The sequence below is a fragment of the Algoriphagus marincola DSM 16067 genome (assembly GCF_000429405.1).
Lineage (GTDB): Bacteria > Bacteroidota > Bacteroidia > Cytophagales > Cyclobacteriaceae > Algoriphagus > Algoriphagus marincola.
This window is the reverse complement of sequence record NZ_KE386899.1, coordinates 126,553-150,175: the sequence shown is the minus strand read 5'-3', so window position 1 is coordinate 150,175 and position 23,623 is coordinate 126,553. Positions and strand designations below refer to the sequence as shown.

At 41.6% G+C, this 23,623-nt stretch carries 25 protein-coding genes; 11 read left to right on the top strand and 14 right to left on the bottom strand.

Annotation, left to right across the window (positions count from 1 at the left end; translation table 11 throughout):
- Positions 1-5 precede the first annotated feature (5 nt).
- The 7 genes from G457_RS0119555 to G457_RS0119525 all read right to left on the bottom strand — a co-directional run bounded on the left by G457_RS0119555 (position 6) and on the right by G457_RS0119525 (position 5,847).
- Entirely contained in the window at positions 6-893 is an 888-nt protein-coding gene (locus G457_RS0119555; protein WP_026947966.1) for a hypothetical protein, read from the bottom strand.
- Positions 894-974: 81 nt separating this feature from the next.
- Positions 975-2,084 (bottom strand): molecular chaperone DnaJ, encoded by a 1,110-nt coding sequence (gene dnaJ / locus G457_RS0119550; RefSeq protein WP_026947965.1) that lies wholly within the window; start codon positions 2,082-2,084, stop codon positions 975-977.
- A gap of 5 nt (positions 2,085-2,089) precedes the next feature.
- Entirely contained in the window at positions 2,090-2,668 is a 579-nt protein-coding gene (locus tag G457_RS0119545; protein ID WP_035484387.1) for a nucleotide exchange factor GrpE, read from the bottom strand.
- Between the two features lie 77 nt (positions 2,669-2,745).
- Positions 2,746-3,741: a GTPase ObgE gene (obgE, locus tag G457_RS0119540; protein ID WP_026947963.1), complete on the bottom strand. Its 996-nt coding sequence runs from the start codon at positions 3,739-3,741 to the stop codon at positions 2,746-2,748.
- Positions 3,742-3,810: 69 nt separating this feature from the next.
- Positions 3,811-4,383 carry an adenylate kinase gene (locus G457_RS0119535; RefSeq protein ID WP_026947962.1) on the bottom strand — a complete coding sequence of 191 codons (573 nt, stop codon included), beginning with the start codon at positions 4,381-4,383 and terminating at the stop codon, positions 3,811-3,813.
- A gap of 18 nt (positions 4,384-4,401) precedes the next feature.
- Positions 4,402-4,935: a hypoxanthine phosphoribosyltransferase gene (gene hpt, locus G457_RS0119530; RefSeq protein WP_026947961.1), complete on the bottom strand. Its 534-nt coding sequence runs from the start codon at positions 4,933-4,935 to the stop codon at positions 4,402-4,404.
- Positions 4,936-4,938: 3 nt separating this feature from the next.
- Positions 4,939-5,847 (bottom strand): M20/M25/M40 family metallo-hydrolase, encoded by a 909-nt coding sequence (locus G457_RS0119525; RefSeq protein ID WP_026947960.1) that lies wholly within the window; start codon positions 5,845-5,847, stop codon positions 4,939-4,941.
- 170 nt (positions 5,848-6,017) lie between these two features.
- Here G457_RS0119525 and G457_RS0119520 point away from each other — a divergent pair, with 170 nt between their 5' ends.
- From G457_RS0119520 to G457_RS0119500, 5 genes are all read left to right on the top strand, one after another.
- Positions 6,018-7,304: an OmpA family protein gene (locus G457_RS0119520; RefSeq protein WP_026947959.1), complete on the top strand. Its 1,287-nt coding sequence runs from the start codon at positions 6,018-6,020 to the stop codon at positions 7,302-7,304.
- Positions 7,305-7,419: 115 nt separating this feature from the next.
- Positions 7,420-8,712: an OmpA family protein gene (locus G457_RS0119515; RefSeq protein ID WP_026947958.1), complete on the top strand. Its 1,293-nt coding sequence runs from the start codon at positions 7,420-7,422 to the stop codon at positions 8,710-8,712.
- Between the two features lie 65 nt (positions 8,713-8,777).
- On the top strand, positions 8,778-9,422 hold the full coding sequence (gene upp, locus G457_RS0119510) for a uracil phosphoribosyltransferase (RefSeq protein WP_026947957.1): 645 nt from the start codon (positions 8,778-8,780) through the stop codon (positions 9,420-9,422).
- A gap of 4 nt (positions 9,423-9,426) precedes the next feature.
- Complete coding sequence (locus G457_RS0119505) at positions 9,427-10,368, top strand: calcium/sodium antiporter (protein WP_026947956.1); 942 nt, start codon at positions 9,427-9,429, stop codon at positions 10,366-10,368.
- Positions 10,369-10,455: 87 nt separating this feature from the next.
- Positions 10,456-10,914, top strand: coding sequence for a hypothetical protein (locus G457_RS0119500; protein ID WP_026947955.1), 459 nt, complete (start codon positions 10,456-10,458; stop codon positions 10,912-10,914).
- On the opposite strand, the gene sdaAA is transcribed toward G457_RS0119500, so the two are convergent.
- Positions 10,903-11,811, bottom strand: a complete 909-nt coding sequence (gene sdaAA, locus G457_RS0119495) for an L-serine ammonia-lyase, iron-sulfur-dependent, subunit alpha (protein WP_026947954.1) — start codon at positions 11,809-11,811, stop codon at positions 10,903-10,905. The two genes, G457_RS0119500 and sdaAA, sit on opposite strands and share 12 nt — an antisense overlap.
- A gap of 152 nt (positions 11,812-11,963) precedes the next feature.
- Between sdaAA and G457_RS0119490 the strand changes: the two genes are divergently transcribed.
- Together G457_RS0119490 and lipA are read left to right on the top strand one after the other, a co-directional pair.
- Positions 11,964-12,698, top strand: coding sequence for a hypothetical protein (locus G457_RS0119490; protein ID WP_035484384.1), 735 nt, complete (start codon positions 11,964-11,966; stop codon positions 12,696-12,698).
- Positions 12,699-12,752: 54 nt separating this feature from the next.
- Complete coding sequence (gene lipA, locus G457_RS0119485) at positions 12,753-13,631, top strand: lipoyl synthase (RefSeq protein ID WP_026947952.1); 879 nt, start codon at positions 12,753-12,755, stop codon at positions 13,629-13,631.
- A gap of 55 nt (positions 13,632-13,686) precedes the next feature.
- Here lipA and panB read toward each other — a convergent pair whose 3' ends face one another.
- From panB to G457_RS0119465, 4 genes are read right to left on the bottom strand one after another with little or no spacing between them, the layout of a single operon-like run.
- Positions 13,687-14,508, bottom strand: a complete 822-nt coding sequence (panB, locus tag G457_RS0119480; protein ID WP_026947951.1) for a 3-methyl-2-oxobutanoate hydroxymethyltransferase — start codon at positions 14,506-14,508, stop codon at positions 13,687-13,689.
- Between the two features lie 4 nt (positions 14,509-14,512).
- Positions 14,513-15,004 carry a phosphoribosyltransferase family protein gene (locus G457_RS0119475; RefSeq protein WP_026947950.1) on the bottom strand — a complete coding sequence of 164 codons (492 nt, stop codon included), beginning with the start codon at positions 15,002-15,004 and terminating at the stop codon, positions 14,513-14,515.
- A 56-nt stretch (positions 15,005-15,060) separates the two neighbouring features.
- A complete protein-coding gene (rsgA, locus tag G457_RS0119470) occupies positions 15,061-15,987 on the bottom strand; it encodes a ribosome small subunit-dependent GTPase A (protein ID WP_026947949.1) in 927 nt (308 codons plus the stop codon).
- On the bottom strand, positions 15,988-17,223 hold the full coding sequence (locus G457_RS0119465; protein WP_026947948.1) for a 3-deoxy-D-manno-octulosonic acid transferase: 1,236 nt from the start codon (positions 17,221-17,223) through the stop codon (positions 15,988-15,990).
- A 157-nt stretch (positions 17,224-17,380) separates the two neighbouring features.
- Here G457_RS0119465 and G457_RS0119460 point away from each other — a divergent pair, with 157 nt between their 5' ends.
- Together G457_RS0119460 and G457_RS0119455 are read left to right on the top strand one after the other, a co-directional pair.
- Complete coding sequence (locus G457_RS0119460) at positions 17,381-17,866, top strand: low molecular weight protein-tyrosine-phosphatase (RefSeq protein ID WP_026947947.1); 486 nt, start codon at positions 17,381-17,383, stop codon at positions 17,864-17,866.
- Positions 17,859-18,731, top strand: a complete 873-nt coding sequence (locus G457_RS0119455) for a fructosamine kinase family protein (protein ID WP_026947946.1) — start codon at positions 17,859-17,861, stop codon at positions 18,729-18,731. Before G457_RS0119460 ends, G457_RS0119455 begins: the two co-directional genes overlap by 8 nt.
- Positions 18,732-18,758: 27 nt before the next feature.
- Here the strand turns inward: G457_RS0119455 and G457_RS0119450 are convergent, their stop codons facing one another.
- Positions 18,759-19,886: a Gfo/Idh/MocA family protein gene (locus tag G457_RS0119450; protein ID WP_026947945.1), complete on the bottom strand. Its 1,128-nt coding sequence runs from the start codon at positions 19,884-19,886 to the stop codon at positions 18,759-18,761.
- Between the two features lie 122 nt (positions 19,887-20,008).
- A complete protein-coding gene (locus tag G457_RS0119445) occupies positions 20,009-21,271 on the bottom strand; it encodes an aspartate kinase (protein ID WP_026947944.1) in 1,263 nt (420 codons plus the stop codon).
- Positions 21,272-21,329: 58 nt separating this feature from the next.
- Between G457_RS0119445 and fbp the strand changes: the two genes are divergently transcribed.
- Complete coding sequence (gene fbp, locus G457_RS0119440; protein WP_026947943.1) at positions 21,330-22,367, top strand: class 1 fructose-bisphosphatase; 1,038 nt, start codon at positions 21,330-21,332, stop codon at positions 22,365-22,367.
- A 60-nt stretch (positions 22,368-22,427) separates the two neighbouring features.
- Complete coding sequence (locus G457_RS0119435; RefSeq protein WP_026947942.1) at positions 22,428-23,594, top strand: PQQ-dependent sugar dehydrogenase; 1,167 nt, start codon at positions 22,428-22,430, stop codon at positions 23,592-23,594.
- Positions 23,595-23,623 lie beyond the last annotated feature (29 nt).

Here is a 23,623-nt window from a genome sequence, read left to right as displayed (position 1 = left end):
TGGTTTTATTCGACTTTGAGCGAACCTACGCCAACGTCTATGGTCAGATCCATCAACTTTGGATCATCAGCCGAAAAGCCTCTGGTCACGTAGGTTTCACTATCTATTTGTCGGAGGTATTTTGGCAGGGAGGTCCGGCACATAGCCGTTGTTTTCATTTTGATCCTGACTGGATAATTTTCCGAAGGAATCTTGAGGTATAGCGAACCGGCACCAACAGCAGCGATTACTTGGCACTTGGAAGCCATACCATCACTGAAATTTAGGTTAATTTTACCATAATTCACCTCAAAAATCATTTTATCCGCATTCGAAAAGTTGGCGTCACGGATATCAACCGTCCCCATATTTAAAGTTACCAACAGGGTATCCATCAAAATACGATTGGGCTCTCGGTCACTATAATGAATGAGGACGTCTGCACTGGCACTTTGCACCTTGAGTTGACTGACCGGTAGATTTGCCAAATCAATTTCTGCCATACCGACACCTAAATTAAAATTTAGATGATACAGGTAATTAGATCCTAGTCCTATATCCCAAGAATGTCCAAAATCGTCCTTTGAAGTAGAAAAAATCTTAGAAGTGAGGCTTCTTCCTAGATTATCAGATTGGATATTTTTATGACTGAGTTCCGCGTGCAAGATCCTATCAGCAATCCAATGATCAAAAACCGGTAGAATATTCACATTATCCAAATGCCCGTGAATTTGCACGGGTTCGGTGGATCGGGATCGTTTAAGGTGAGTGGTGCTTTTGTATGAAGAAAAATCAAGCTGCACCATTTCAAAGCCTTCTTTCTCGGGAGTCCTAAACTCCTTGACCAATTGTGCCTTGCTTACGCCTATCCCACTGATGATTCCAATAAGAAGCAGACAGAATTTTTGAAGCATACGGATAGGTTACGAGCTGAACTTTGAAAAGGTTTTTTAAAAATATAAAAAAAGCCAGAATTGCATCTGGCTTCTTAAATTTTAGAAAAACTCTTTCATCTTATCGAAAAATGACTTTTCCGAATTACCCGGGGCCGGCTTGAAGTTGGGAGACTCTCGCAAGGCTTCCAAGGTCTGCCGCTCCTCCTTTGTAAGTTGGGTTGGAGTCCAAACATTGACCATGATCAATTGATCTCCTCGAGAATAGCCATTGATATCTTTGATCCCTTTTCCTTTCAATCGCAGCATCTTACCACTTTGTGTACCTGGCTCGACCTTAATCTTCACCCGACCGTCGATAGTCGGTACTTCTACTGATGCTCCCAAGGCTGCATCTACAAATGAAACATACAGGTCGAAGATGACATTATTGCCATCTCGCTGCAATACCTTGTCCTCAATCTCCTCGATGACAATCAACAGATCTCCAGGGATTCCACCCGGAATTTCATTTCCTTTTGTGGACATGCTGAGCTGCATCCCTTCTGCCACACCGCCAGGGATATTGATAGAAATCACTTCTTCCTTGACGATCAATCCTCTAGCGTCAGCCTCAGCGGGTTTTTTATCAACAATCTGACCACTTCCTCCACAAACTCCACAAGTGCTGGCAGAGACCATTTGGCCCAACATGGTATTGACCACCTTTTTGATCTGACCTGTTCCTTGGCAAGTAGAACAAGACTTGAAAGTAACTCCAGGTGCGACTACATGACGTTTCACCTTGATTTTCTTTTCTACACCATTGGCGATTTCCTGCAGGTTCAATTTCAGCTTGACACGTAGATTGGTGCCTTTCTTGGTACGTCGGCCACCACCACCGCCTCCGCCGAAGAAAGAACCAAATCCTCCACCGCCGAAGATGTCTCCAAACTGGGAGAAAATATCTTCCATATTCATTCCGCCTCCGCCGAATCCACCATTTCCACCAAGTCCTTGGTGACCAAATTGGTCGTAGCGTTGACGCTTTTCAGGATTGCTCAATACCTCGTAGGCTTCCGCTGCTTCCTTGAATTTTTCTTCAGCTTCAGGATTGTCTGGATTTTTATCTGGATGATATTGGATGGCCAATTTTCTATATGCTTTTTTGATCTCATCCGCTGATGCAGATTTACTGACACCCAATATTTCGTAATAGTCTCTTTTTGCCATGATTTTTATGCTCCTGTTACCACCTTCGCATATCGAACTACCTTATCACCTAAGGTATATCCCTTCTCCACTACGTCAATCACTTTACCTTTCATTTCTTCACTTGGCGCTGGTATCTGTGTAATGGCTTCCTGTGTTTCTGCATCGAATGGATGACCAATTTGATCCTCCATGACTTTCAAGCCCTTGGATTCCAAGACATTTACAAATTTTTGAAAAATCAAATGATTGCCTTCTCTCACCTTTCCTGCATCGGATTCATTTTCAGAGGCTTTGAATGCTCGCTCAAAATCATCCACCACAGGAATAAGATCCCGGAGCACCTCTTCTGAAGCAGTTTTGATCAAATCAAGGCGCTCTTTGGCGTTTCGCTTTCTGAAATTCTCAAAATCTGAATAAAGTCGTAGATATTTATCCTTCATCTCTGCAAGTTCACCCTGCATTTTAGCCAAAGGATCCAAGTTGCTTTCGGGCTCCTTTACGGGTTCTTCTTGAGCTACTTCTTTATCGTTTTGCATCTGTTCTTTTTGATCAAGAACCTCCTCGTTTGCTTGCTCGCTCACTTCTTCTTTATTTTTTTTCATTTGAATTCAAACTAAAGTTCAATCTCCCTCTAGCATCAATATGCTTGCCATCACCTCAATTCTGACAATCTGACACATCATTCTGCATGAATGGCCTGCCAAATCATGTCTTTGAGTCGGTCAAGGTTTGTTTGGGTCACGGAGGAAATGAATACTGCAGGTATTCCCTCAGGAATTTCAGCCTGCATTTCCTGCATCAATTCCTCATCTAATAAGTCAGATTTGGAGATTGCCAGCAGACGCTTTTTGTCCAGCAATTCGGGATTATATTTTTCTAATTCTCCCAAAAGAATCTGGTATTCTTTTTTGATCTGATCTGCATCAGCAGGAATAACAAAAAGTAGAATGGAATTTCGCTCAATATGCCTTAAAAATCTAATCCCCAATCCTTTGCCATCTGCGGCACCTTCGATGATTCCAGGAATATCTGCCATCACAAAGGATCGGTCATCACGATAGGATACCACACCGAGATTTGGGACCAAAGTCGTGAAAGGATAATCCCCAATTTCAGGTTTGGCGGCAGAAACAGCCGAAAGTAAGGTAGACTTGCCGGCATTGGGAAAGCCAACAAGCCCCACATCTGCCAAAAGCTTAAGCTCAAGAATAATCCACTCCTCTATTCCCTCCTCACCAGGTTGGGCGTAGTGAGGAGCTTGATTAGTTGAAGACTTGAAATGATGATTGCCCAATCCACCTCTTCCTCCTTTGGTCAGGACTACCTCTTGCCCATCTTCCGTTATTTCAAATCGCTTTTCACCTGTCTCGGCATCTTTGGCTACTGTACCGAGCGGCACTTCTAAGATGACATCTTTTCCGTCTGCTCCTGTCCTTCGTCCACCTTCTCCAGACTTTCCGGATTCAGCTATTACATGTTTTTTATATTTCAAATGTAGAAGTGTCCACATTTGGGTATTCCCCCGAAGGATGATATGCCCCCCTCTACCACCATCTCCACCGTCAGGTCCTCCTTTGGGCACATGCTTTTCCCTTCGGAAATGCATGGAGCCTGCCCCACCAGCCCCTGATCGTGAGCAAAACTTTACGTAATCGATGAAATTGGACTCTGCCATAATAGAAATAAAAAAGCTAAGCTGATGGCTTAGCTTGTTAGATTCACAAAGGTAAGGAATATCAGGAACTTAATAGCTGTCAATCACTTCACTGATCTGACCAAAGATGCTATCAATTGCCCCTACTCCATTGATATTGGTAAGTTTGTCCTGATTTTGATAGTAAGAAGCAACTGGAAGTGTCTCATCTAGGTAAACTTTTATTCTGGTTTGGATTTTCTGATCATCCTGATCGTCTACTCTTCCGGAAGTTTTTCCTCTTTCTTTGATTCGAGCTTTTAAAACATCCTCAGGTACCTCAAGCGCAATCATTCCGTCGATTTTCATCCCATGTTTGGCTAGCATATCATCAAGTGCTTCTGCTTGAGCAGTAGTCCGAGGAAATCCATCAAAAATGAACCCTTTGGTATCTTGGGTAGATGCAATCTTCTCTTCCACCATTCCGATGACCACCTCATCCGGCACCAATCTTCCCTCATTCATATATTTTTTGGCAAGATTACCTAGCTCTGTGCCTTCGCCAAGATGCTTACGAAAAAGGTCCCCAGTAGAAAGGTGGGTGAGACCGTATTTCTCGATGATTTTTTCACTTTGAGTACCTTTTCCCGCTCCCGGAGGGCCAAACAAGACGATATTACGCATCCTTTATTCTTTAAATTTTCAATCAATTACTTGGTAAATATCAGGCAGGTTTCGACCTAAGTCATCATAATCCAGCCCATAACCGACGACAAATTTATTCGGAATTTCAAAACCGACATAATCAATCGGGTAATTAAACCGGAAAGCATCTGGTTTGTAAAGCAATGCTACTATTGAAACAGAGCTCGGTTTTAGGTCTTCCAGCTCTTTTTTGAGGTGATAAATACTGTTACCTGTGTCAACTATGTCTTCTACAATAAGAATATCCCTTCCTTCAAGTTTTTCCTTTATTGAAAGGGAAATTTGGGGTTTGCCAGTGGAATGAAATCCTTCATAGGACTGTAGTCTTATAAAAGACACCTCTAATGGAAGGTCAATCGCTCTCGATAAATCAGCCATAAAAACAAAGCAACCTTTCAATACTCCAAGCAATACAGGATCTTTTCTTACAAAATCTTTTTTTATCTGAGCTCCCAGAGAAGAAACTCTGGACTCAATCTCTTCTTTGGTCAGAAATATTTCAAAAGATTTATCATGGATTTTTTTACTCATATATTAAAGGTGTTTCATTAAATATTGGTGCATTTTAATCATTGAGTCCAAATCTGCTAGGGAGACCTTCTCATCCGGGGAATGAACATTATCCTCCGCCGCTCCTACGAAGCACCAATCTATTGGATAAGGAGAAAATTGGATTTCTCTTCCATCACTTCCTCCTGAAGCCTCTACCTCCAACTGAAAAGGTATTTTACTTTGTGTAGCTAAAGCAATTACGCGGTCGATGAATTTTCTTCGAGGAATGTATCGGTCCCGGATGGAAATAGCTACGCCCTCGTGAGGAACTACCCCTTCAGTCACCCAAGTAATATCCGCTATCAGAGCCTGTCGAATTGGATGATTTTCTTGGATAAACTTAAGAAGAAAGGGCATACTTCCTCCACCGTGTTCTTCATAAGTACTAAATACGACCCATCCATGTTCTAAATTTTCGCAAACTTGTAATGCTGTATAAAGCCCAAGTCTATTATCTAAATACGCAGCTTGAATAAATTCCCCATCCACTCGGATATTCTGAGCGAATGATAAATAAGTGCCTGGTTGAATGGGACGTTGGAAATCGTGAAAGAGGGAATCATTCTCAACTTTTAATCGACATTCAATCGGACCCAATTCATCCTCTCCAATTAACAGCATCCCGTCTTCAGTTTCAGGCCCACCCACTGGAATTAATTGATTTTCATACCGGGTCATAAACCCTATTGTATCCATATGCGCAAAAAGTGCTGTTCTAGGATTTCCAAATTTCAATAAGATACAATCGTGGAAATCTTCCCCAGAATAAATTTGCGGGCAAACTTTCCAGTCATTCTTTCGTTGTTCTATCGTATCTAAAAGGAATTGGCCGATTTGGGATTCGTTTCCCGAAACACTTGATTGTTTTAAAAGATGATGCAAAATTTTCATTCTGGCATAAATTATGTTACATTTTCATTAATATTTGAAAAAATCTATTGTAATATTTATTTCCTTAATTGGGAATTAAATAATTCATCTAGATTTGCAGTAAGTTAAAAGTTTATAAATTTGTACTCACATCAATCAAACACTTAAAATTTGGACAAAAATTTTTTGTTATGAAAAAACTAATACTCTCAACATTAATGGCAGGTGCTTTAGCTATTGGAGCTAATGCACAGGAATTCGACAAGTGGTCGGTAGAAGTTGGAGGTGGCTTTAACAAGCCAATGGCTCCGCTTAATCGAAACTTCTTGTCTCCTACCCTAAACCTAGGCCACATCGAATTTGGCGCCCGGTACATGTTCAACGAAAAGTTCGGTCTTAAGCTTGACTACGGATTTGGATCTATGCGTGAGGCGCGTGGTGCTGATTCCCAAAGCCAAGAGTTTGACACGAAGTATTTCAGATTGAATATGCAGGGTGTTGCTAATGTGGGAAGAATCATGAATTTCGAATCTTTCTCAAGATCCTTCGGTCTTCTTCTACACGGTGGAGCGGGTATTGGTCTTGTTAACCCAGAAATGAACACTTTCAACGATTTTGACGACAATGTTTACACACTGATCTTCGGAATCACACCACAGTTGAAGCTTTCTAAAAACATTGCTTTAGTAGGTGATATTTCAACTATCCTTAATGGTCGTCAGACTGTTACTTGGGATGGTGCTGAAGCTATCAGACCTGATATTGACAATGGATTCTACGGAGCTAACGGTACTTGGTGGACAGGAACCCTTGGATTGAATTTCTACCTTGGATCTAATGACGAGCATGCTGATTGGTATATCGCTGCTGACAAATATGCTACCAAAGAAGAACTTGCTTCTCAGATCAATGGTATCAAAGATATGTTGAAGGACTCTGACGGAGACGGTGTTCCAGATTATTTGGATAAAGAGCCAAACACTCCAGCAGGTGCTCGTGTAAATTCTGCAGGAACTACTCTTGACTCTGATGGTGATGGAACTCCAGATCATATGGACAACTGTCCATTCCAGCCAGGCCCTGCTTCTACAAACGGATGTCCTGTAGTAGAAGAAAGAGAAGAAGTTGATTACTTGAAGAAAGCGATCAATGATGGTTACGTAAACGTATTCTATGCATTCGATAGTGCTAAGCCGCTTGGCTACTCCGTAAGTGCTGCTAATTATGTCGCTAACTTCCTTAAGAGAAATCCTGGAGTAAGTGTTGAAATCAAAGGATATGCTGATGAGCTAGGTCCAGAAGATTACAACATGAAGCTTTCTGAAAGAAGAGCAAAAGCAGTATATGACCTAATGGTTGCTGCAGGAGTAGATGCTTCAAGATTGTCTTACAAAGGATATGGCGAAGATACTAGCGTAGACAAGTCATCTGCTGATGCTCGTCAAATGGCGAGAAGAGCCTCTTTCGAAGTAAAATAATCAGAAAAATACTCTTAAAAACCCACATGTTTCCATGTGGGTTTTTTTGTTTTAACTCAAATGAATAAAAATCCATATTTTTGGAAAATCATCCTACTCAATCAATAATTTCAAAATGAAAAAACGTTTCCTAACCATCTTAATTTTGGTCGGTACTTGTTTGGCGTCAGTTGCCCAACAAGACTTCAATCGATGGTCTCTTGAGATAGACGCAGGCTTCAATAAGTCTATGTCCCCACTATCTAGAAATTATCTTTCACCCACCTTAAATATCGGGCATGTGAATCTTGGAGCCCGCTACATGTTTAATGAGTATTTTGGGGTAAAAGGGGATTTAGGTTTTGGAAGTTTTTCTGAAGCTAAGGGTGTAAGTCTACCTTTTGATACTGATTATGTTCGGGTAGACCTCCAAGGCGTAGCCAATTTTGGTAGAATGCTAAGCTTCGAGTCTTTCGCACCGAAACTTGGATTTTTGGGACATCTTGGTGCAGGATTTGGAAGAATGACTTTTGATGAGGGAGCACTACCATCTGAACCTGACTATCACTACAATATTATTTCTGGATTGACAGCACAATATCGTATAAGTTCAAGGATAGCTCTCAAGGGAGATATTTCAATGATTGTTAACGGGCGACAGACCTATACTTTTGACGGCCGCATGTTTAATGCTCCATTTCAACCTATTGTTCCTGAAAATCCATTTGTCCATGCAACTGGAGTCTGGTGGACAGGTACTTTTGGGGTGAATGTATATCTAGGTTCTAAAGAAGAACATGCTGATTGGTACATTGCAGCTGATCGCTATGCTACCAAAGAGGAACTTGCCTCTCAAATCGGAGAAATTAAAGATATGCTCAAGGATTCTGATGGAGACGGGATTCCTGACTACTTAGACAAAGAGCCAAATACTCCAGCAAATGCACGTGTAAACTCTTCAGGAATTACGCTGGATTCAGATGGAGACGGGTTAGCAGATCATGAGGACAACTGTCCATTCCTTCCAGGTCCATCAGCGAACCAAGGATGCCCTATTGAAGAAATCAGCGAACCCATCGATTACCTTCGAAAGGCAATTGACGATCAATTTGTAAACGTATACTTTGGATTCGACTCATCCAAACCGCTTCAGTATTCAGTTTCTGCAGCTCAGTTTGTATCAAACTTCTTGAAGAAGAATCCAGGGATTTCACTGGAAATAATGGGCTATGCAGATGAATTAGGCTCAGAAGATTATAATATTAAACTTTCTGAAAAAAGAGCTAAAGCTGTCTATGACTTGCTGATTGCCTCAGGAATCGATAGTAGCCGAATCAGCTATAAGGGCTACGGAGAAGATACAAGCGTCGATAAAAATTCTGAAGACGCAAGACAGATGGCCCGAAGGGTTTCATTTAACCTGAATTAAAAAAGATCATAGATTCAAAAACCCAGCTTACTCCTAAGCTGGGTTTTTTCTTTTAAATTCGCTTTATGTTTGTTTTATCAGAAACTCCTTCAATTGCCTCTCAATTTCTTTCAGAATTAAGAGACAGAAATATTCAAACTGATTCAATGCGGTTTCGAACTAATTTGAGAAGGTTGGGTAATATTTTAGCTTATGAACTTTCCAAAAATCTGGAATATAAAGCAGTAGAAATTGAAACCCCTTTAATGAAAACTAACGTATTGCAACTCGATGAGCAAGTCGTTTTGGTTTCAGTACTTAGAGCCTCCTTACCTTTCTATCAGGGTTTTTTGGACTTTTTTGACAAAGCAGAGAATGGATTTATCGGAGCTTATAGACAGGAAGGAAACAAGGATGATCTTGAAATAAATCTTGGTTATTATGCCAGCCCAAACCTTGAAGGGAAAACTCTGGTAATCGTGGATCCAATGCTTGCCACAGGAAAATCCTTCATCAAATCTCTTGAAAGCCTATTCATCAACGGTAAACCCAGAAAAATCCACATCGCGGCTGTAGTCGCTGCACCTGAGGGGTTAGCCTATATCAAAGAAAACTTATCTATCCCTCATCAAGTGTGGATAGGAGCACTGGATCAGGGCTTGAATGAGCAAGCATATATACTACCTGGTCTAGGTGATGCCGGAGACTTAGCTTTCGGCCCAAAACTTTAAAATCATGACTGAATATTTGCTATTAATAGCAGGACTTGCCATTCTATTGTTAGGCGGGAAATTCTTGGTAGATGGTGCCTCGGGAATTGCTGTCAAGCTAGGAATGAGTGCGGGGCTGATTGGTCTGACGATTGTAGCATTTGGAACTTCAGCACCTGAACTTTTGGTGAGTATCAATGCCGCTCTGAAAGGAAATAGCGATATATCCATAGGAAATGTGGTAGGATCAAATATTGCCAATCTAGGTCTAGTCTTAGGACTTAGCGGACTCTTTTACCCAACCAAAATCACCAAACGACATATTCGTTTCGAATATTTAATTACATTGATTGTCACTGGTGTTTTTTATCTCGTGAGTGTAAATGGAATGGTAGACCTCTGGGAGGGAATCGCCATGTTCATTGCCTTTGTCAGCTTCAATATTTATCTCTTTTGGTTGGAAAAAAAAGGAGTAGTGAAGGAATCCAAAGAGGTAGAAGAGGAAATCGAACAAGTCAAGAATTTCCCTTGGTGGAAAGCTATCCTTTTCTTTTTCGGAGGAATTATAGGCTTGTATTTTGGATCAGACCTTCTAGTGGAAAATGCAGTTTTGATTTCTCGTAATTTTGGAGTCTCTGAACGGGTGATAGGTGTGACCATCATAGCCATTGGTACAAGCCTTCCGGAATTGATCACCTCAATCATGGCCGCATTGGCCAAGGAAACGGATATGGCCCTAGGAAATATCCTCGGGAGTAATATTATGAATATCCTTTCCATCATTGGTATTACTGCCATAATTGAACCCATAAGCGTAGCCGATGAATTTATCCGAGTTGATTTTTGGTGGATGATTGGAATTACAGTTTTATTATTTCCATTGATCAAAACCAAAATGCAGATTTCAAAAATGGAAGGAAGTATCCTCTTCTTGACCTATTTGGCATACATGTTTTTCCTTCTATGAAATCGAGCATGATGTGTGCATCCCACACTTGTATGACGATCAACCAAGCGAGATTCCATATGACCTCTGAAAATCAATTACAGACATATGAAAGAGTCAATTATCAGCCTTCTAGGAATCTATTTCCTCTCTTACTTCAAATTTATTGCTGGGCCTGTACTAGCACCTGCTGCAGGTTTTGGGGTGGTGACCACCATCTTAGTAACAGTGGCAGGAATGATGTCCAGCGTTTTGATTTTTACGCTTTTAGGGAAAAAGTTTAAAGAGAAGCTCCTATTACGCATCAGAAGGAGAAAACCAATTTTTACCCCAAAAAATAGAAAGATCGTAACCTTATGGAAAAAATACGGTGAAATCGGAATTGCCTTCCTGACGCCACTGATTTTCACTCCGATCGGAGGAACTTTGATCCTGGTCTCTTTCGGTTCCAAAAAACGACAGATCTACTTCCACATGCTATGGAGTGCTATTTTTTGGGCTACAGTATTTAGCCTGAGTATCGATCAAATTCTAGAAATTCCTTTCTTCAAGGCCCTAATCGGGTAACTCCTCATCTGGTAAAATTTCAATATCTTGGATCAGTACGCGTTCGGAAATTTGCTGACCGGTAAGTGTGGCAGCCAAGCCTCCTAGAGCTGTTTCCTTGTAGCGACTTTCCATTGAAGCTCCAATCTCTCCCATAGCCTCTATGCACTCATCTACAGGAATCACAGCTGATACTTGCGCCAAGGCAATTTGAGCTGAGCTAAAAGCAATACTAGCAGCGCTGGCATTTCTGACTACACAAGGGACTTCTACTAACCCAGCTACAGGATCACAGACTAAGCCTAGCATACATTGTATGGTGATAGCTACTGCATTAAAAACCTGGTCTAAAGAACCTCCCAAGCAGTAAACTATCGCACCCGAAGCCATTGCTGCAGCAGAGCCAGTTTCTGCTTGGCAACCTCCTACTGCACCCGCCAAACTCGCTTTTTGCTCAATAATCAAAGCGATTCCTGCACCTACCAAAAGGCCCTCTGCAATCTTTTCATCAGATAATCCATGAATCTCCTGAAGTGTAACCATCGTACCCGGTAAGATCCCGGATGCTCCTGCAGTCGGAGCTGCGACTACCCTTCCCATACAAGAGTTTACTTCCTTTGCAGCTAAAGCTCGACTGATTAATTTTTGAAATTCTGGAGATAGTACCGTCAAGGGATGATTGAAAACCTTTTTGGCTCCATTATCTATCATTCCAGACCTAGACTTCATGTCTTTTTCCAGTCCGGTATGAACTGCTTCCTTCATCACTTGGTAGGCTTGAAGCAGGCCAGCATGAATTTTTTCTGGAGTTGCCCCTTTTTGCTCACATTCGTATTCAATGACCGATTGAGGCAATGAAACATCCTTTTCTTCACAGTAGGACTTCCATTCCCGAAAACTGTTGAATAAAAAACACATAGTAATTTGGGTTAATTGGGTCTAGGAATCTAGAATTACCTGATTAATACATAGATTAAAATTCCAGATAGGCACTTTTTATCACGAGTCTAAACTCTTACTTTTAATTTTCAGTTAAATAGATAACCAAAAATAGGGTAATAAAAGCTCCCATGATATCAATACGTATAAAATTCATTTTGGCTCTCTTTTTTGCAGCTTCCTTTTCAGAAGTTTTAGCGCAACGAGAAGATGTCGGTAATTATGAATACGATAAAGAGTTCATTTTTGGGCTAAATAAAAATACCAATGGAGGTCTGATTGGAGGCCTGATGTTTAAAGTTGGCACAAGGATATCTGATGAACAGTTCAGCTTCTTCGCTGTAGAGCTAGCCAATGTCAAGAATCCCAAGGAAGTCCGCTACAATACTGTATTAGGCAATAGTTACATCTTTGGAAAATCCAACTATCTATACTCCATACGACCACAATATGGGAGGGAAGTGATTCTTTTCCGAAAAGCACCAAATCAAGGTGTGCAGGTCTCTGCCTTGGCTGCGGTTGGTCCTAGTATTGGTTTGATCGCCCCGTATTACATTGAATATGCAGTAAATAGACTGGAAACAGTAAGAGAACAATATAACCCTGAAGTACATCAAAGCCGATTTAATATTCTTGGAACGGGAAGATTGTTCGAAGGACTTGGGGAATCTCAACTTGCAATAGGAGCTAATGCAAAAGCAGCCATCAATCTTGAATTTGGAGTCTTCAGAAGCAATGTCACCGGCTTGGAACTAGGATACATGATTGAAGGTTTTAACAAGGAAATTCCATTGATACCCACTGCTGAAAATCGTCAGTTTTTCCAAGCTGCCTATTTCACCTTCTATTACGGATTCCGAAAATAGACTGGTGGTATTTCCCAGAATAAAATTTAATTTTGACCCTGAAAATCCAATAGAATGATAGAATTACCCGTAATATCCGAGGAATCAACTCGCAGAAAAAAGCCTAATTGGCTGAGAGTCAAGCTTCCAGTGGGTAAGGAGTATGCCAAAGTTCGCAAACTTGTCGATCAACATAAACTTCATACGATTTGCGAAAGTGGAAACTGTCCCAACATGGGTGAGTGTTGGGGAGCTGGTACTGCTACCTTTATGATTTTAGGAAATGTATGTACCCGATCTTGTTCCTTCTGCGCTGTTGCGACAGGTAGACCACCTGAGTATGATGAAGACGAGCCAAGAAGGGTGGCTGAGGCCATCAAATTGATGGGGGTTAAGCATGCAGTAATCACCTCGGTCAATCGAGATGAGCGTAAAGATCGCGGTGCCGAAATTTGGTATCAGACAGTTGTACAGACCAAAGCGCTTTCTCCAGAAACAACCATAGAAACACTTATTCCTGATGTCAAGGCAAATTGGGATGCATTATACCGAATGATCAGTGCAGGACAGGAAGTCGTTTCTCATAATATGGAAACAGTGGAAAGTCTTTACAGAAGAGTAAGACCTCAGGCTAAATACAATCGTTCTTTGGAGCAGATTAAATTGACCAAAGAGTATGGAAAACGAACCAAGACTGGTATCATGCTAGGCCTTGGAGAAACCAAAGATGAGGTTTACAAAGCCATGGATGATTTGGTAGCCCATGGATGTGATATCCTGACATTAGGACAATACCTCCAACCTACCAAAATGCATATTGAAGTTGCAGAATTCATTCATCCGGATCTTTTTGATCACTATCGTGAGGAAGGATTGAAGAGAGGATTAAAATATGTGGAGTCAGGCCCACTTGTCAGATCCTCCTATCATGCCGAGCGGCATGTAAATGTTTAAAAAACCAAAAGCCATCTTCTCAGATGGCTTTTTTGATTTATAAGTATTCAGTAAATCAATAGCTTTCAGACTTCGTAGGAAATTTTCTATCCTTCACGTCTTTTATATAGTTTTGGAAGGCTTCAGTCATTATAGACTGAAGGTCAGCATATTGCCGCAAAAAGCGTGGCTTAAACTCCTGAGTAATCCCCAGCATATCGTGCATGACCAATACCTGACCATCTACATCGGGACCTGCTCCTATTCCAATCACCGGGATTTTCACAGATTCAGCCACTTTCTGTGCCAAGGCAGCAGGTATCTTTTCAAGGACAATCGCAAAGCATCCGCATTGCTCTAGCATTTGTGCATCTTCCAAAAGCTTCTTTGCCTCTGCTTCTTCCTTTGCTCTGACAGTGTAGGTCCCAAATTTATAAATAGACTGAGGAGTCAAACCCAAGTGCCCCATGACGGGGACACCTGCACTTAGAATTCTGCTAACTGACTCTTTGATCTCAGAGCCCCCTTCTACCTTGACGGCATGGGCACCGGACTCTTTCATGATTCGGATAGCAGATCGCAATGCCTCCGAGCTGTTTCCCTGATAGTGTCCAAATGGAATATCTACCACAATAAAAGCTCTTTTGACTGCTCGCACCACCGAGGAGGCATGATAAATCATCTGATCCAGAGTGATAGGAAGTGTAGTCTCATGCCCTGCCATGACATTAGAAGCCGAGTCTCCTACCAATACAATATCAATGCCTGCACTGTCCACTATTTTTGCCATCGAAAAATCATAAGCGGTCAACATCGAGATTTTCTCCCCGCTATCCTTCATCTCTTGAAGAATATGGGTAGTGACTCGTTTGACCGAAGAAGAGGAGTGAACAGACATGATATCAGTGTAAGTGTACAGAATAGCTTGACGAGGAAAGATCTACTCGGATGTGCTCATTGAGCGTAGTAGAGAGTTCAAAACCTGTGTAATCAGGTCTTAAAGGAAATAAACCATGGGCTCTATTTACCAAAACAGCCAACTCCATTTTACTAATTTCCTCCTGCAAAAATGGCTTCATTGCATAAGCCACAGTCCTACCTGTATTTAGGACATCATCTACGAGAATCAGGCTCTTCCCTTTTAAATCCAGGTTTTGGGAAAGTGAAATCTTAGAATTAGCAACATCAGACTTATCCAATTGTACCTCCAATTGTTCTACCTGCAATTCGGATATATGACTTAGCTCTTTAGCCAAAAGCTCAGATAGGATCAAACCCATACCAGTCACACCTGCGAAAACAACACCTTTCGTGTGAAGATTACGCTCGTAGATTTCGAAAGCCATCCGGGTTATTTTCTGCCGGATTTGTTTGTCGTTGAGTACTTCGCTCATGATAAAATTTTGAAAATGAAAATTAGGCCTATTTGACTTGCTTTCAAAATCAATTTTTAGCGATGGCTTTCCTCCTCCTCCAGCATATTCAGATAGCTCCGATATCTGCTAGGGTGAATTCCCCCTTCTTCTAGCTTTTCGAGTACGACACAGCCCGGCTCATTGACGTGTCGGCAATTGTGAAACTTACAATGACCTAAATAGGCTCTCATCTCTGGAAAATAGTGGGAGAGCTCATTTTCTTCGATATCCAAAATCCCAAATTCCTTGATCCCAGGAGTATCAATCAGATCTCCACCTCCATCAAGTTCAAAAAGTTCTGCGAAAGTCGTGGTGTGAACTCCCTTGCTGCTAAACTTGGATATTTCTTGGGTGCTTTGCTTTGCTTTTGGCACCAACTTATTCAAAAGTGTAGATTTCCCTACTCCAGAATGCCCCGCTATCAGGGTGGATTTCCCTCGAAGTAACTCTTGGAAACGGGACGAAAGGTCCTGATCACTTTGAGCAGAAATTTCTATCACAGGAATATCCAGAGGATCATAAATTTCATGCAAGTTCTCGAGCCATTCTTTGCCTTTTTTCTTCGATTGCAGCAAGTCCATTTTGTTGACTACAAGTATGGCAGGGATCCTGAAACTTTCTGTACTGACGAGAAAGCGATCGATGAATCCAGTAGAGGTCCGGGGTTGCTCCATGGTGATGATCAACATGGCCTGATCCAGGTTACTGGCAATGATATGAGAAAAGTGTTGATTTCGAGTAGACTTGCGGATCACATAATTTTCACGTGGTAAAATACTCCGAATGACAGCAGTTTCCTGTCCCGGTTCAACATCAAGCTCAACCCAGTCTCCCACGGCTATAGGATTGGTAAGCTTCAAGTCTTGCTGCTTGAATTTCCCCTTTAACCTTGCCTGAATGTACTTTCCTTCGGCGTTCACCGTGTACCAGCTACCAGTGGATTTGATTACTCTTCCCTTCATTTATTGCAAGTTATCGGTAAAAACCAAAATTCTTTCAGTCGCACCCCGATTGCTTTCTACCCAGGAATTTGCTGAAATCCTACTTCTCTCCAAGTTTTCTGGATTCTTTAAAGAATCAAAAACAGTTTTTAGTGCTGAGAAATCCTCCACTTCAAATCCACAACCCTGTTTGATTGACTCTTGAGCCTCAGGAAATTTTCCTACTTTTCGAACCCTCCCAAAAATAACAGGAGCGCCAAAGCCAATCGACTCCAAGATATTGTGTAAGCCCTCTCCGAATGCACCTCCTACATAGGAAACCTGTGCAAACTGATACAAAGAGGCGAGCATTCCGATGGTATCAATAATTAGCACCTCCGTGGTTTTCTTCTGATCCCAGGAGGTATAAAATTGACATTTGGCCTTTATTTGAGATTCCCAACTTTGCATTGGCCCAGGGTTCATACTATGCGGAGCAATGATCCACTTGAAGTCTATATTTTGATTGATCAAAGGAATGAGTAAATCCATATCTTCTTGCCAAACAGAACCTAGAACGACCGCAGGCTTTTCCCCTAGCCAAGTTTCGATTTGGGGGAATCTCTTCGGAGCCCTAGCGGTCTCCGCTACCCGATCAAAGCGAGTATCACCAACTCTTGTGTAAGATTGAAAATTGATTCCTTCAAGGAGCTTATCACTTTCCTCATTTTGAGTGAAAATATGGTCAAAGAAAAATATTGGAGCTCTGAAAAATCCCTTTCGCCTAAAATAAACCTGATCTTCCCGAAAGCTTGCAGAAATCAAGTGGAGAGGAATACCACGAGAAGAGCTTTCTTTGAGAAAATTAAACCAAAGATCATACTTGACGAAGTAGATAATGTCCGGCCGAACGATATCAAGAAATTTCCTAGCATAACTAGGCCTGTCAAGTGGCAGGTAAGTGATAAAATCAAGGACCGGCTCATTCTTTTTTGAGATTGGCTCAAATCCTGAAGGTGAAAAGAAACTGACCAAAATCTGTACTTCAGGCTTTCGCCGCTTCCATCCGCTCATCACCGGCATCGCCTGCTCATATTCCCCCAAAGAGGCGACATGAAACCAGATTACAGGTCTTTCAGGATCAAGAACAAAAGTTCTCAATCGCTCAAAGAGGCCTTCCCTCCCCTTTACAAAATCAGCGATCTTAGTAGAAAATATAGCTGCAACTGGAAAAAGAAATTCCACCACCCGAAGAAAGAAATTGTAGATCCATTGCATGGCTAAAATTAAGCTTTCCCTAGAGAAGATTTAAAATTAGTAGCTTCTCATTCATATTTTTTTAAAAATATGGGTGCTCTTTTGTTCGATTACATTTAAAAATTTTTAATTTCAAAGTTACCTCTTGGGTAAACTTTAAAATGAGAATGCAGAATACATGATTAAGGTTCTTTTTGTCTGTCTTGGAAATATTTGCCGATCGCCTCTAGCTGAAGCAATTTTTAATCATAAAATCCATAACAAAGGGCTTGATTCTTTCTTCAAGTCTGACAGTGCTGGCACTTCTGACTTTCACATCGGGGAGCTCCCTGATGAACGGACTATTCGCTGTGCAAAACATTACGGCATGTCGATCAAACATCGTGGGAGGCAAGTAAACCGTGTGGATTTCCGTGAGTTTGATTACATCATCGCCATGGACAATCAGAATCTCCAAAATCTAGATAAACTTAAAATCAGATATGGTTTCCCCGACAAAATCATCTATCTCATGCGGGATTTTGTGGAGGAAGAAAAAGGCCAACCAGTCCCAGACCCCTATTATGGCGGTGAAGAAGAATTCCACAAAATCTATGATATCTTAGATCGGGCCATAGAAGACTTTTTACAGGAATTGAAAGAACGACATCAGCTTTATGCTTGATTTGAATGGGATTTATGAACAAATTCTTTTCCAGACACTAGGCCCTTTGGCAGAATTTAAGTCTGCCACACTCATCGCTGCAGGCAATCACAACCAAGGAATCAGACTTGCCTGTTCAGAGGGTACATTTTTTCTGAAACTCAACTTTGATCACGAAAAAGATATTTTAGCACGTGAAGCTCAAGGCTTGGATCTGCTGAGAAAATCAACCTTCCTGAAGGTACCGGAAGTCTACGGGTATGGTCGAGTAGAAGATTACAATTATTTGCTCACAGAGTTTTTAGCTGGCGGTAAAAAGCAACCCAACTACTGGGAAAATCTTGGCATCGGATTAGCCCATCTTCACCTGACTCAGCGGGAGACTTTTGGTTTGGAATCTGATAATTTCATCGCTTCCCTCTATCAAAAGAATCCCGATACAGATGACTGGCTAGACTTTTTTATTGAACAGCGCTTGGAACCACTTCTTGGAAAAGCATATTTTGACCGCTTGATTCCTTTGGATTTTCTGAAAAAATTCCAGGAAATCTATCCCAAACTCGAAGGTATTTTTCCAAAAGAAAAACCATCACTCGTACATGGTGATCTTTGGAGCGGGAATGTAATACCCACAGATTCGGGGGAACCGAGCCTGATCGACCCTGCCATCTATTTTGGACACCGGGAAATGGATCTAGCTTTCAGCAGATTGTTTGGGGGATTTGACCGGCAATTCTATGATTCCTACGAATCAGCCCTTCCCCTGGAACCGGAATTCGAGTCGAGAATTGGAGTTTATAATCTGTACCCCCTTTTGGTTCACCTCAATTTATTCGGAGAAGCCTATCTGCCGGGAATTCAAAAAATCATTAATCGCTTTCAGTAGAGCCATCATTGTTTTGGGGAATTAATCCTAAACCAAATCAACCTTTCCGCCCGTTTTCACTGCTTTATAAATCGCGTCGATGATGACCATATCTTTCAATCCTTCCTCTCCATCTACTGGGATCGATGCCTTCTTCCCATCCAAAATAATCGCCGCCATCTCATCCATCTGGGTAGTTTGATGGGTTACATGAGGTTCATCCAATGGCCCTTGATGTGTACGTCCCTTGATTGGTCCATAGCCTGTGGAAGGTTGCATTTCGGCATATCCATTGGTTCCATTGAGGAAGAACTTATCCAAATAATTCATGCTATACGTCGAAAGACAAGAAGCTACAACCCCTGAAGGAAAACCCATTTGGAAAGTGATGGTCTCATCGACCCCTTCCTTAAACTTTACAGGGTCTGTTTTGACTTCTTGAGCTGTAACCCAAATAGGCTCCTCTCCTACCATATATCGGGCACCATTGATAGAATAAATCCCGATATCCATCATTGCTCCACCACCTGCTAACTCAGCATTGAGCCGCCATTGATTCGGATCACCAATGCGGAAACCACTCAGCCCTTGGAAAAATTTAATTTCCCCAAATGCACCATCTCGCCTCATATTGACCACTTTTAAAGTATTTGCCTCAAAATGCATCCGGTAGCCGATTAGCAAATGAACTCCAGCTTTTTCACAAAATCCCACCATTTCCCTCGCATCCTTGGCATTGATTGACATGGGCTTCTCACAAATCACATGCTTTCCGGCTGCAGCCACTCCCAATGCATGCGGTTTATGCAAAGCATTGGGTGTGATGACATAAACGGCATCAATATCAGGATTGTCTTTTATCTGATGGTAGGTCTCGTAATTATAACAATTAGCCTCAGGAACAGCATATTTTTTACTCCAGGACTCCAGTTTGGAAGGGGTACCACTGATCAATCCTGTTATTTTTGCACGCTTGCAGCTTTGCATTGCATCTGCAACACGAGCTGCATAACTCCCCAATCCCATCAAGGCTACTTTCAAAACAGGACCATCTTGAACGGGTCTGATAGCAGCAAATTTTTTTGGCGATCCCCCTGAAAAACTTTCAATTTTTGGCACCGCAATAGCAAGTGCTGAAAGGCCTGTCTTGAGCAAAAATGATCTTCTTGACTTCATAATCTTTTCTTTTTTTGAAGGTTTCATGAAAGACTTTTTCTAGAAAGGCTTCATGTAAAATGAGAGCAGGAATGAAAATACAAAATTCCTCCCAAAGAAGACTATTCCATTTCTTCTCCGCACTATCTCCTGACAATTTGGAAAGCATGTCGGCTACTTTGTTCCAATAGCACTTCCCGGTCTTTAGTAAATAAATTCAGATCAGCCAATTGAGGATTTAAAACAGTCAAAAGCTCCAAGCCATCATTGTAACGAATGGTAAAACTGCCTTTTAAAGCTAAAATCAATTTTTCCAGTTTAAATAGCTGATCATCCAAAACGAGGGAAACACCCATCGCAGTGGTCTGAAAAAGATTAACCTGCAACTTTAACTCATCTAACTGCTGATAGATCACATGAATATGTGACTCATTGAGAAAAGTGAAATCCGTAACCCGGAACGTGACCAATATCTGCTTTTGCTTCAATATAATCGTAGGTAACAAATTAGGAGCTCCTGTATCATGGATCTTGGTACCCGACTCATCCGGCTTCAAAAAAGACCTGACAAAAAGCGGAATTTTACGATTGGCAAGAGGCTTGATCGTCTTTGGGTGAATCACGGTAGCTCCATAAAATGTCATCTGGGCGGCCTGAAGGTAATCTAATTCATCAAAAAGCACCGATTCTGGGAAAAGCTTTGGATCTGCATTGAGTACTCCGGGCACATCCTTCCAGATAGTCACTGATCGAGCATCGAGACAGGATGCCAATATAGCCGCGGAGAAATCCGATCCTTCCCTTCCCAAAGTAGTGGTCTTTCCCCCAGAATCACTCCCTATGAAACCCTGAGTTATTACCGGAAACTTTTCCAAAACAGGTTCAAGCATCTTTTTTGACTTCTTTCTGGTTTTCTCCCAATCCACATTTGCAAAGCGAAAATTAGAGTCTGTTTTAATCAACTCCCTGGCATCCTGCCAGACCACAATCAACCCTATTTCACAGAGATACTCTGCCACAATCAGACTGGAAATCAATTCTCCAAAGCAAATTATCCGATCGTAGGCCTCATCATAATTCTCAGGGCTGATGGGCTTTTCGAGTTCATGGCTCAGTTGAACAAAGAGATTTTCTACTCTGGAAAATACAGGATGGCCAGAAGGAAAAAGCGCTTGGCATATTTCCAAATGAAAATTTTTTAAAATTGTATAATTTGAAGATATATCCAAATTACCCAATCGAAGCTGCAGTAATTTTTCCAGTGCATTGGTCGTCTTCCCCATTGCTGAAATGACTAAAAGCGTCGAATTACGCAATCGATTACGCAAAATTTCAGCTAAGTTTTTTATAGATTCAGCATCTTTGACAGATGCTCCACCAAATTTGAAAACGATTGTTTTTGCCATCCAATTTTCTTTCTAATTTCGAGAAGAATATAAACCCAAATATTGTACTTTTCTAATAATGAAAATTAATCCTTATCAACCCGATCAGAGTGGCATGGCCTACTCTGTGGGCACCACCCTTGATCGCTTTATCAAATTCAAACAAAGCGATTTTCCCTTTGCCTCCGGAGAACTCTCCCAACTTTTGCGAGATATTGCACTTGCAGCAAAGATCGTGAACCGGGAAACAAATCGTGCAGGCCTAGCCAATATTGGCGGGGCTTTTGGTCAAACCAATGTCCAAGGCGAAGAGCAACAAAAGCTGGATGTGATCGCCAATATCCGATTTATGCGCGCACTGAGCAAAGGAGGCGAAGTCTGTGCCATTGTTTCTGAAGAAGAGGATGCTGTCATCGACCTGAAAAACAAATCCGGCAAATACGTCGTGGCCATTGACCCTTTGGACGGCAGCTCAAATATTGACGTAAATATCAGCATAGGGACGATTTTTTCAATTTACAGACGAAAGACTCCACTTGGAAGTCCCATTCAGATGGAAGATATCATGCAACCGGGTTCTGAGCAGGTAGCAGCAGGATATGTACTCTATGGTTCTTCTACCATGCTTGTGTATACCACAGGATTTGGGGTAAATGGATTTACCTATGAGACCAGCCTGGGCGAGTTCTTTCTTTCACACCCACAAATTAAAGCGCCGAAATCAGGAAAAATCTATTCCATTAACGAGGGATTGGAGCTAGATTGGCAGGAAGGCATCAAGAATTACATTGATGAATGTAAAGCAAAGCGATATGTGGCCCGCTATATTGGGTCTTTGGTGGCTGACTTTCATCGAAACTTGCTTAAGGGAGGCATTTACCTGTATCCAGCGACTAAAAACAACCCCAATGGTAAGCTTCGATTACTATATGAAGCAAATGCATTGGCCTTTATTGCAGAGCAGGCAGGAGCAAAAGCTACGGATGGAAAATCCAGAATTTTGGATATCGTTCCCGACTCGCTTCACCAGCGTACACCACTATTTATCGGCTCAGAAGAAATGGTTGACCAAGCGATCAAGCACATCGAAAAATCGAAGATCTCTGCGACCGTTTAAAACCATTCTGATTGAAATTTGTACTAGAAACTGTACCTTCGGATTTCAAACCTAAATGATATGAACAGATACAATCTTTGGATATTGATCGGTGCTGGAATGCTATCCACTGTTTCCTGCGCAACAAAGGAAGCAGATGATATCAATCAGCCTCAGCCAGTAGATCCTACTTTCGCACAGCAAACTGAAAAGCATTTAATCAAAGTAGATACACTATTCACCGAATTTGAGAGCCCATGGGGTATGACTTGGCTTTCGGATGGAAAAATGCTCGTAACTGAGCGAAAAGGTGAAATATTGATTTTCGATAATGATGAATTCACCGGTCAAAAAGTGACAGGTCTTCCGGAAGTTCATGAAGTAAATCAAGCAGGTCTTTTGGATGTCGCAGCACATCCAAATCATGCTGAGAATGGCTGGATTTACATTGCTTACGCAAAGCCATTCCCTGACAATAAAGGGGCTTTAACGATTATGCGTTTCAAGCTTGATGACAACAATAATGCAATTGATCAGGAAGAGATCATTGTTGCCATGCCTGAGTGGGAAGGTGGACGTCACTTTGGAAGCCGGATCGTATTTGATAATGAAGGCTACCTCTATTTTTCCAATGGAGACAAAGGAAATAAGCCTGAAAATGCACAAACCTTGACCAACGCTCATGGGAAAGTTCACAGAATTCATGACGATGGTAGAATTCCTGCAGACAATCCTTTTGTCAATGAGGAAGGCGCAGTAGGTTCTATTTGGTCTTATGGAAATAGAAATCCACAAGGATTATATTTTGACAAAGCGAATAACAGACTTTGGGAAGCAGAGCACGGCCCTATGGGTGGTGATGAACTCAACCTGATCGAAAAAGGAAAAAACTACGGTTGGCCAGTGATTACTTACGGGCAAAATTACGATGGAACACCAATCACTGAAATCACCGAAAAAGAAGGGATGGAACAGCCTGTCACCTACTACGTGCCATCAATCGCAACTTGCGGTATGACTATGGTCACTTCTGACAGATATCCCAACTGGAAAGGAGATATTTTGATAGGTGCTTTGGCAAAAATGCACATCAACCGAGTAGACATGGATGGAGCAACTGCACTTTCACAAGAGGTAATGTTCCAAGACATCGGACGAGTGAGACAAGTATCTGAAAGTCCGGATGGATATCTTTACGCCATCACAGAAGGAACAGGCCTGCTAGTCAAACTTCTCCCTGTCGAATAAAACCAACAAAAAAGCTCTTCAAAATGAAG

What these genes read in the sequence shown, in the direction of transcription:
- G457_RS0119555 (WP_026947966.1), bottom strand. Translation starts at nt 893, where the DNA reads ATGCTTCAAAAATTCTGTCTGCTTCTTATTGGAATCATCAGTGGGATA.
- dnaJ (WP_026947965.1), bottom strand. Translation starts at nt 2,084, where the DNA reads ATGGCAAAAAGAGACTATTACGAAATATTGGGTGTCAGTAAATCTGCA.
- G457_RS0119545 (WP_035484387.1), bottom strand. Translation starts at nt 2,668, where the DNA reads ATGAAAAAAAATAAAGAAGAAGTGAGCGAGCAAGCAAACGAGGAGGTT.
- obgE (WP_026947963.1), bottom strand. Translation starts at nt 3,741, where the DNA reads ATGGCAGAGTCCAATTTCATCGATTACGTAAAGTTTTGCTCACGATCA.
- G457_RS0119535 (WP_026947962.1), bottom strand. Translation starts at nt 4,383, where the DNA reads ATGCGTAATATCGTCTTGTTTGGCCCTCCGGGAGCGGGAAAAGGTACT.
- hpt (WP_026947961.1), bottom strand. Translation starts at nt 4,935, where the DNA reads ATGAGTAAAAAAATCCATGATAAATCTTTTGAAATATTTCTGACCAAA.
- G457_RS0119525 (WP_026947960.1), bottom strand. Translation starts at nt 5,847, where the DNA reads ATGAAAATTTTGCATCATCTTTTAAAACAATCAAGTGTTTCGGGAAAC.
- G457_RS0119520 (WP_026947959.1), top strand. Translation starts at nt 6,018, where the DNA reads ATGAAAAAACTAATACTCTCAACATTAATGGCAGGTGCTTTAGCTATT.
- G457_RS0119515 (WP_026947958.1), top strand. Translation starts at nt 7,420, where the DNA reads ATGAAAAAACGTTTCCTAACCATCTTAATTTTGGTCGGTACTTGTTTG.
- upp (WP_026947957.1), top strand. Translation starts at nt 8,778, where the DNA reads ATGTTTGTTTTATCAGAAACTCCTTCAATTGCCTCTCAATTTCTTTCA.
- G457_RS0119505 (WP_026947956.1), top strand. Translation starts at nt 9,427, where the DNA reads ATGACTGAATATTTGCTATTAATAGCAGGACTTGCCATTCTATTGTTA.
- G457_RS0119500 (WP_026947955.1), top strand. Translation starts at nt 10,456, where the DNA reads ATGAAAGAGTCAATTATCAGCCTTCTAGGAATCTATTTCCTCTCTTAC.
- sdaAA (WP_026947954.1), bottom strand. Translation starts at nt 11,811, where the DNA reads ATGTGTTTTTTATTCAACAGTTTTCGGGAATGGAAGTCCTACTGTGAA.
- G457_RS0119490 (WP_035484384.1), top strand. Translation starts at nt 11,964, where the DNA reads ATGATATCAATACGTATAAAATTCATTTTGGCTCTCTTTTTTGCAGCT.
- lipA (WP_026947952.1), top strand. Translation starts at nt 12,753, where the DNA reads ATGATAGAATTACCCGTAATATCCGAGGAATCAACTCGCAGAAAAAAG.
- panB (WP_026947951.1), bottom strand. Translation starts at nt 14,508, where the DNA reads ATGTCTGTTCACTCCTCTTCTTCGGTCAAACGAGTCACTACCCATATT.
- G457_RS0119475 (WP_026947950.1), bottom strand. Translation starts at nt 15,004, where the DNA reads ATGAGCGAAGTACTCAACGACAAACAAATCCGGCAGAAAATAACCCGG.
- rsgA (WP_026947949.1), bottom strand. Translation starts at nt 15,987, where the DNA reads ATGAAGGGAAGAGTAATCAAATCCACTGGTAGCTGGTACACGGTGAAC.
- G457_RS0119465 (WP_026947948.1), bottom strand. Translation starts at nt 17,223, where the DNA reads ATGCAATGGATCTACAATTTCTTTCTTCGGGTGGTGGAATTTCTTTTT.
- G457_RS0119460 (WP_026947947.1), top strand. Translation starts at nt 17,381, where the DNA reads ATGATTAAGGTTCTTTTTGTCTGTCTTGGAAATATTTGCCGATCGCCT.
- G457_RS0119455 (WP_026947946.1), top strand. Translation starts at nt 17,859, where the DNA reads ATGCTTGATTTGAATGGGATTTATGAACAAATTCTTTTCCAGACACTA.
- G457_RS0119450 (WP_026947945.1), bottom strand. Translation starts at nt 19,886, where the DNA reads ATGAAGTCAAGAAGATCATTTTTGCTCAAGACAGGCCTTTCAGCACTT.
- G457_RS0119445 (WP_026947944.1), bottom strand. Translation starts at nt 21,271, where the DNA reads ATGGCAAAAACAATCGTTTTCAAATTTGGTGGAGCATCTGTCAAAGAT.
- fbp (WP_026947943.1), top strand. Translation starts at nt 21,330, where the DNA reads ATGAAAATTAATCCTTATCAACCCGATCAGAGTGGCATGGCCTACTCT.
- G457_RS0119435 (WP_026947942.1), top strand. Translation starts at nt 22,428, where the DNA reads ATGAACAGATACAATCTTTGGATATTGATCGGTGCTGGAATGCTATCC.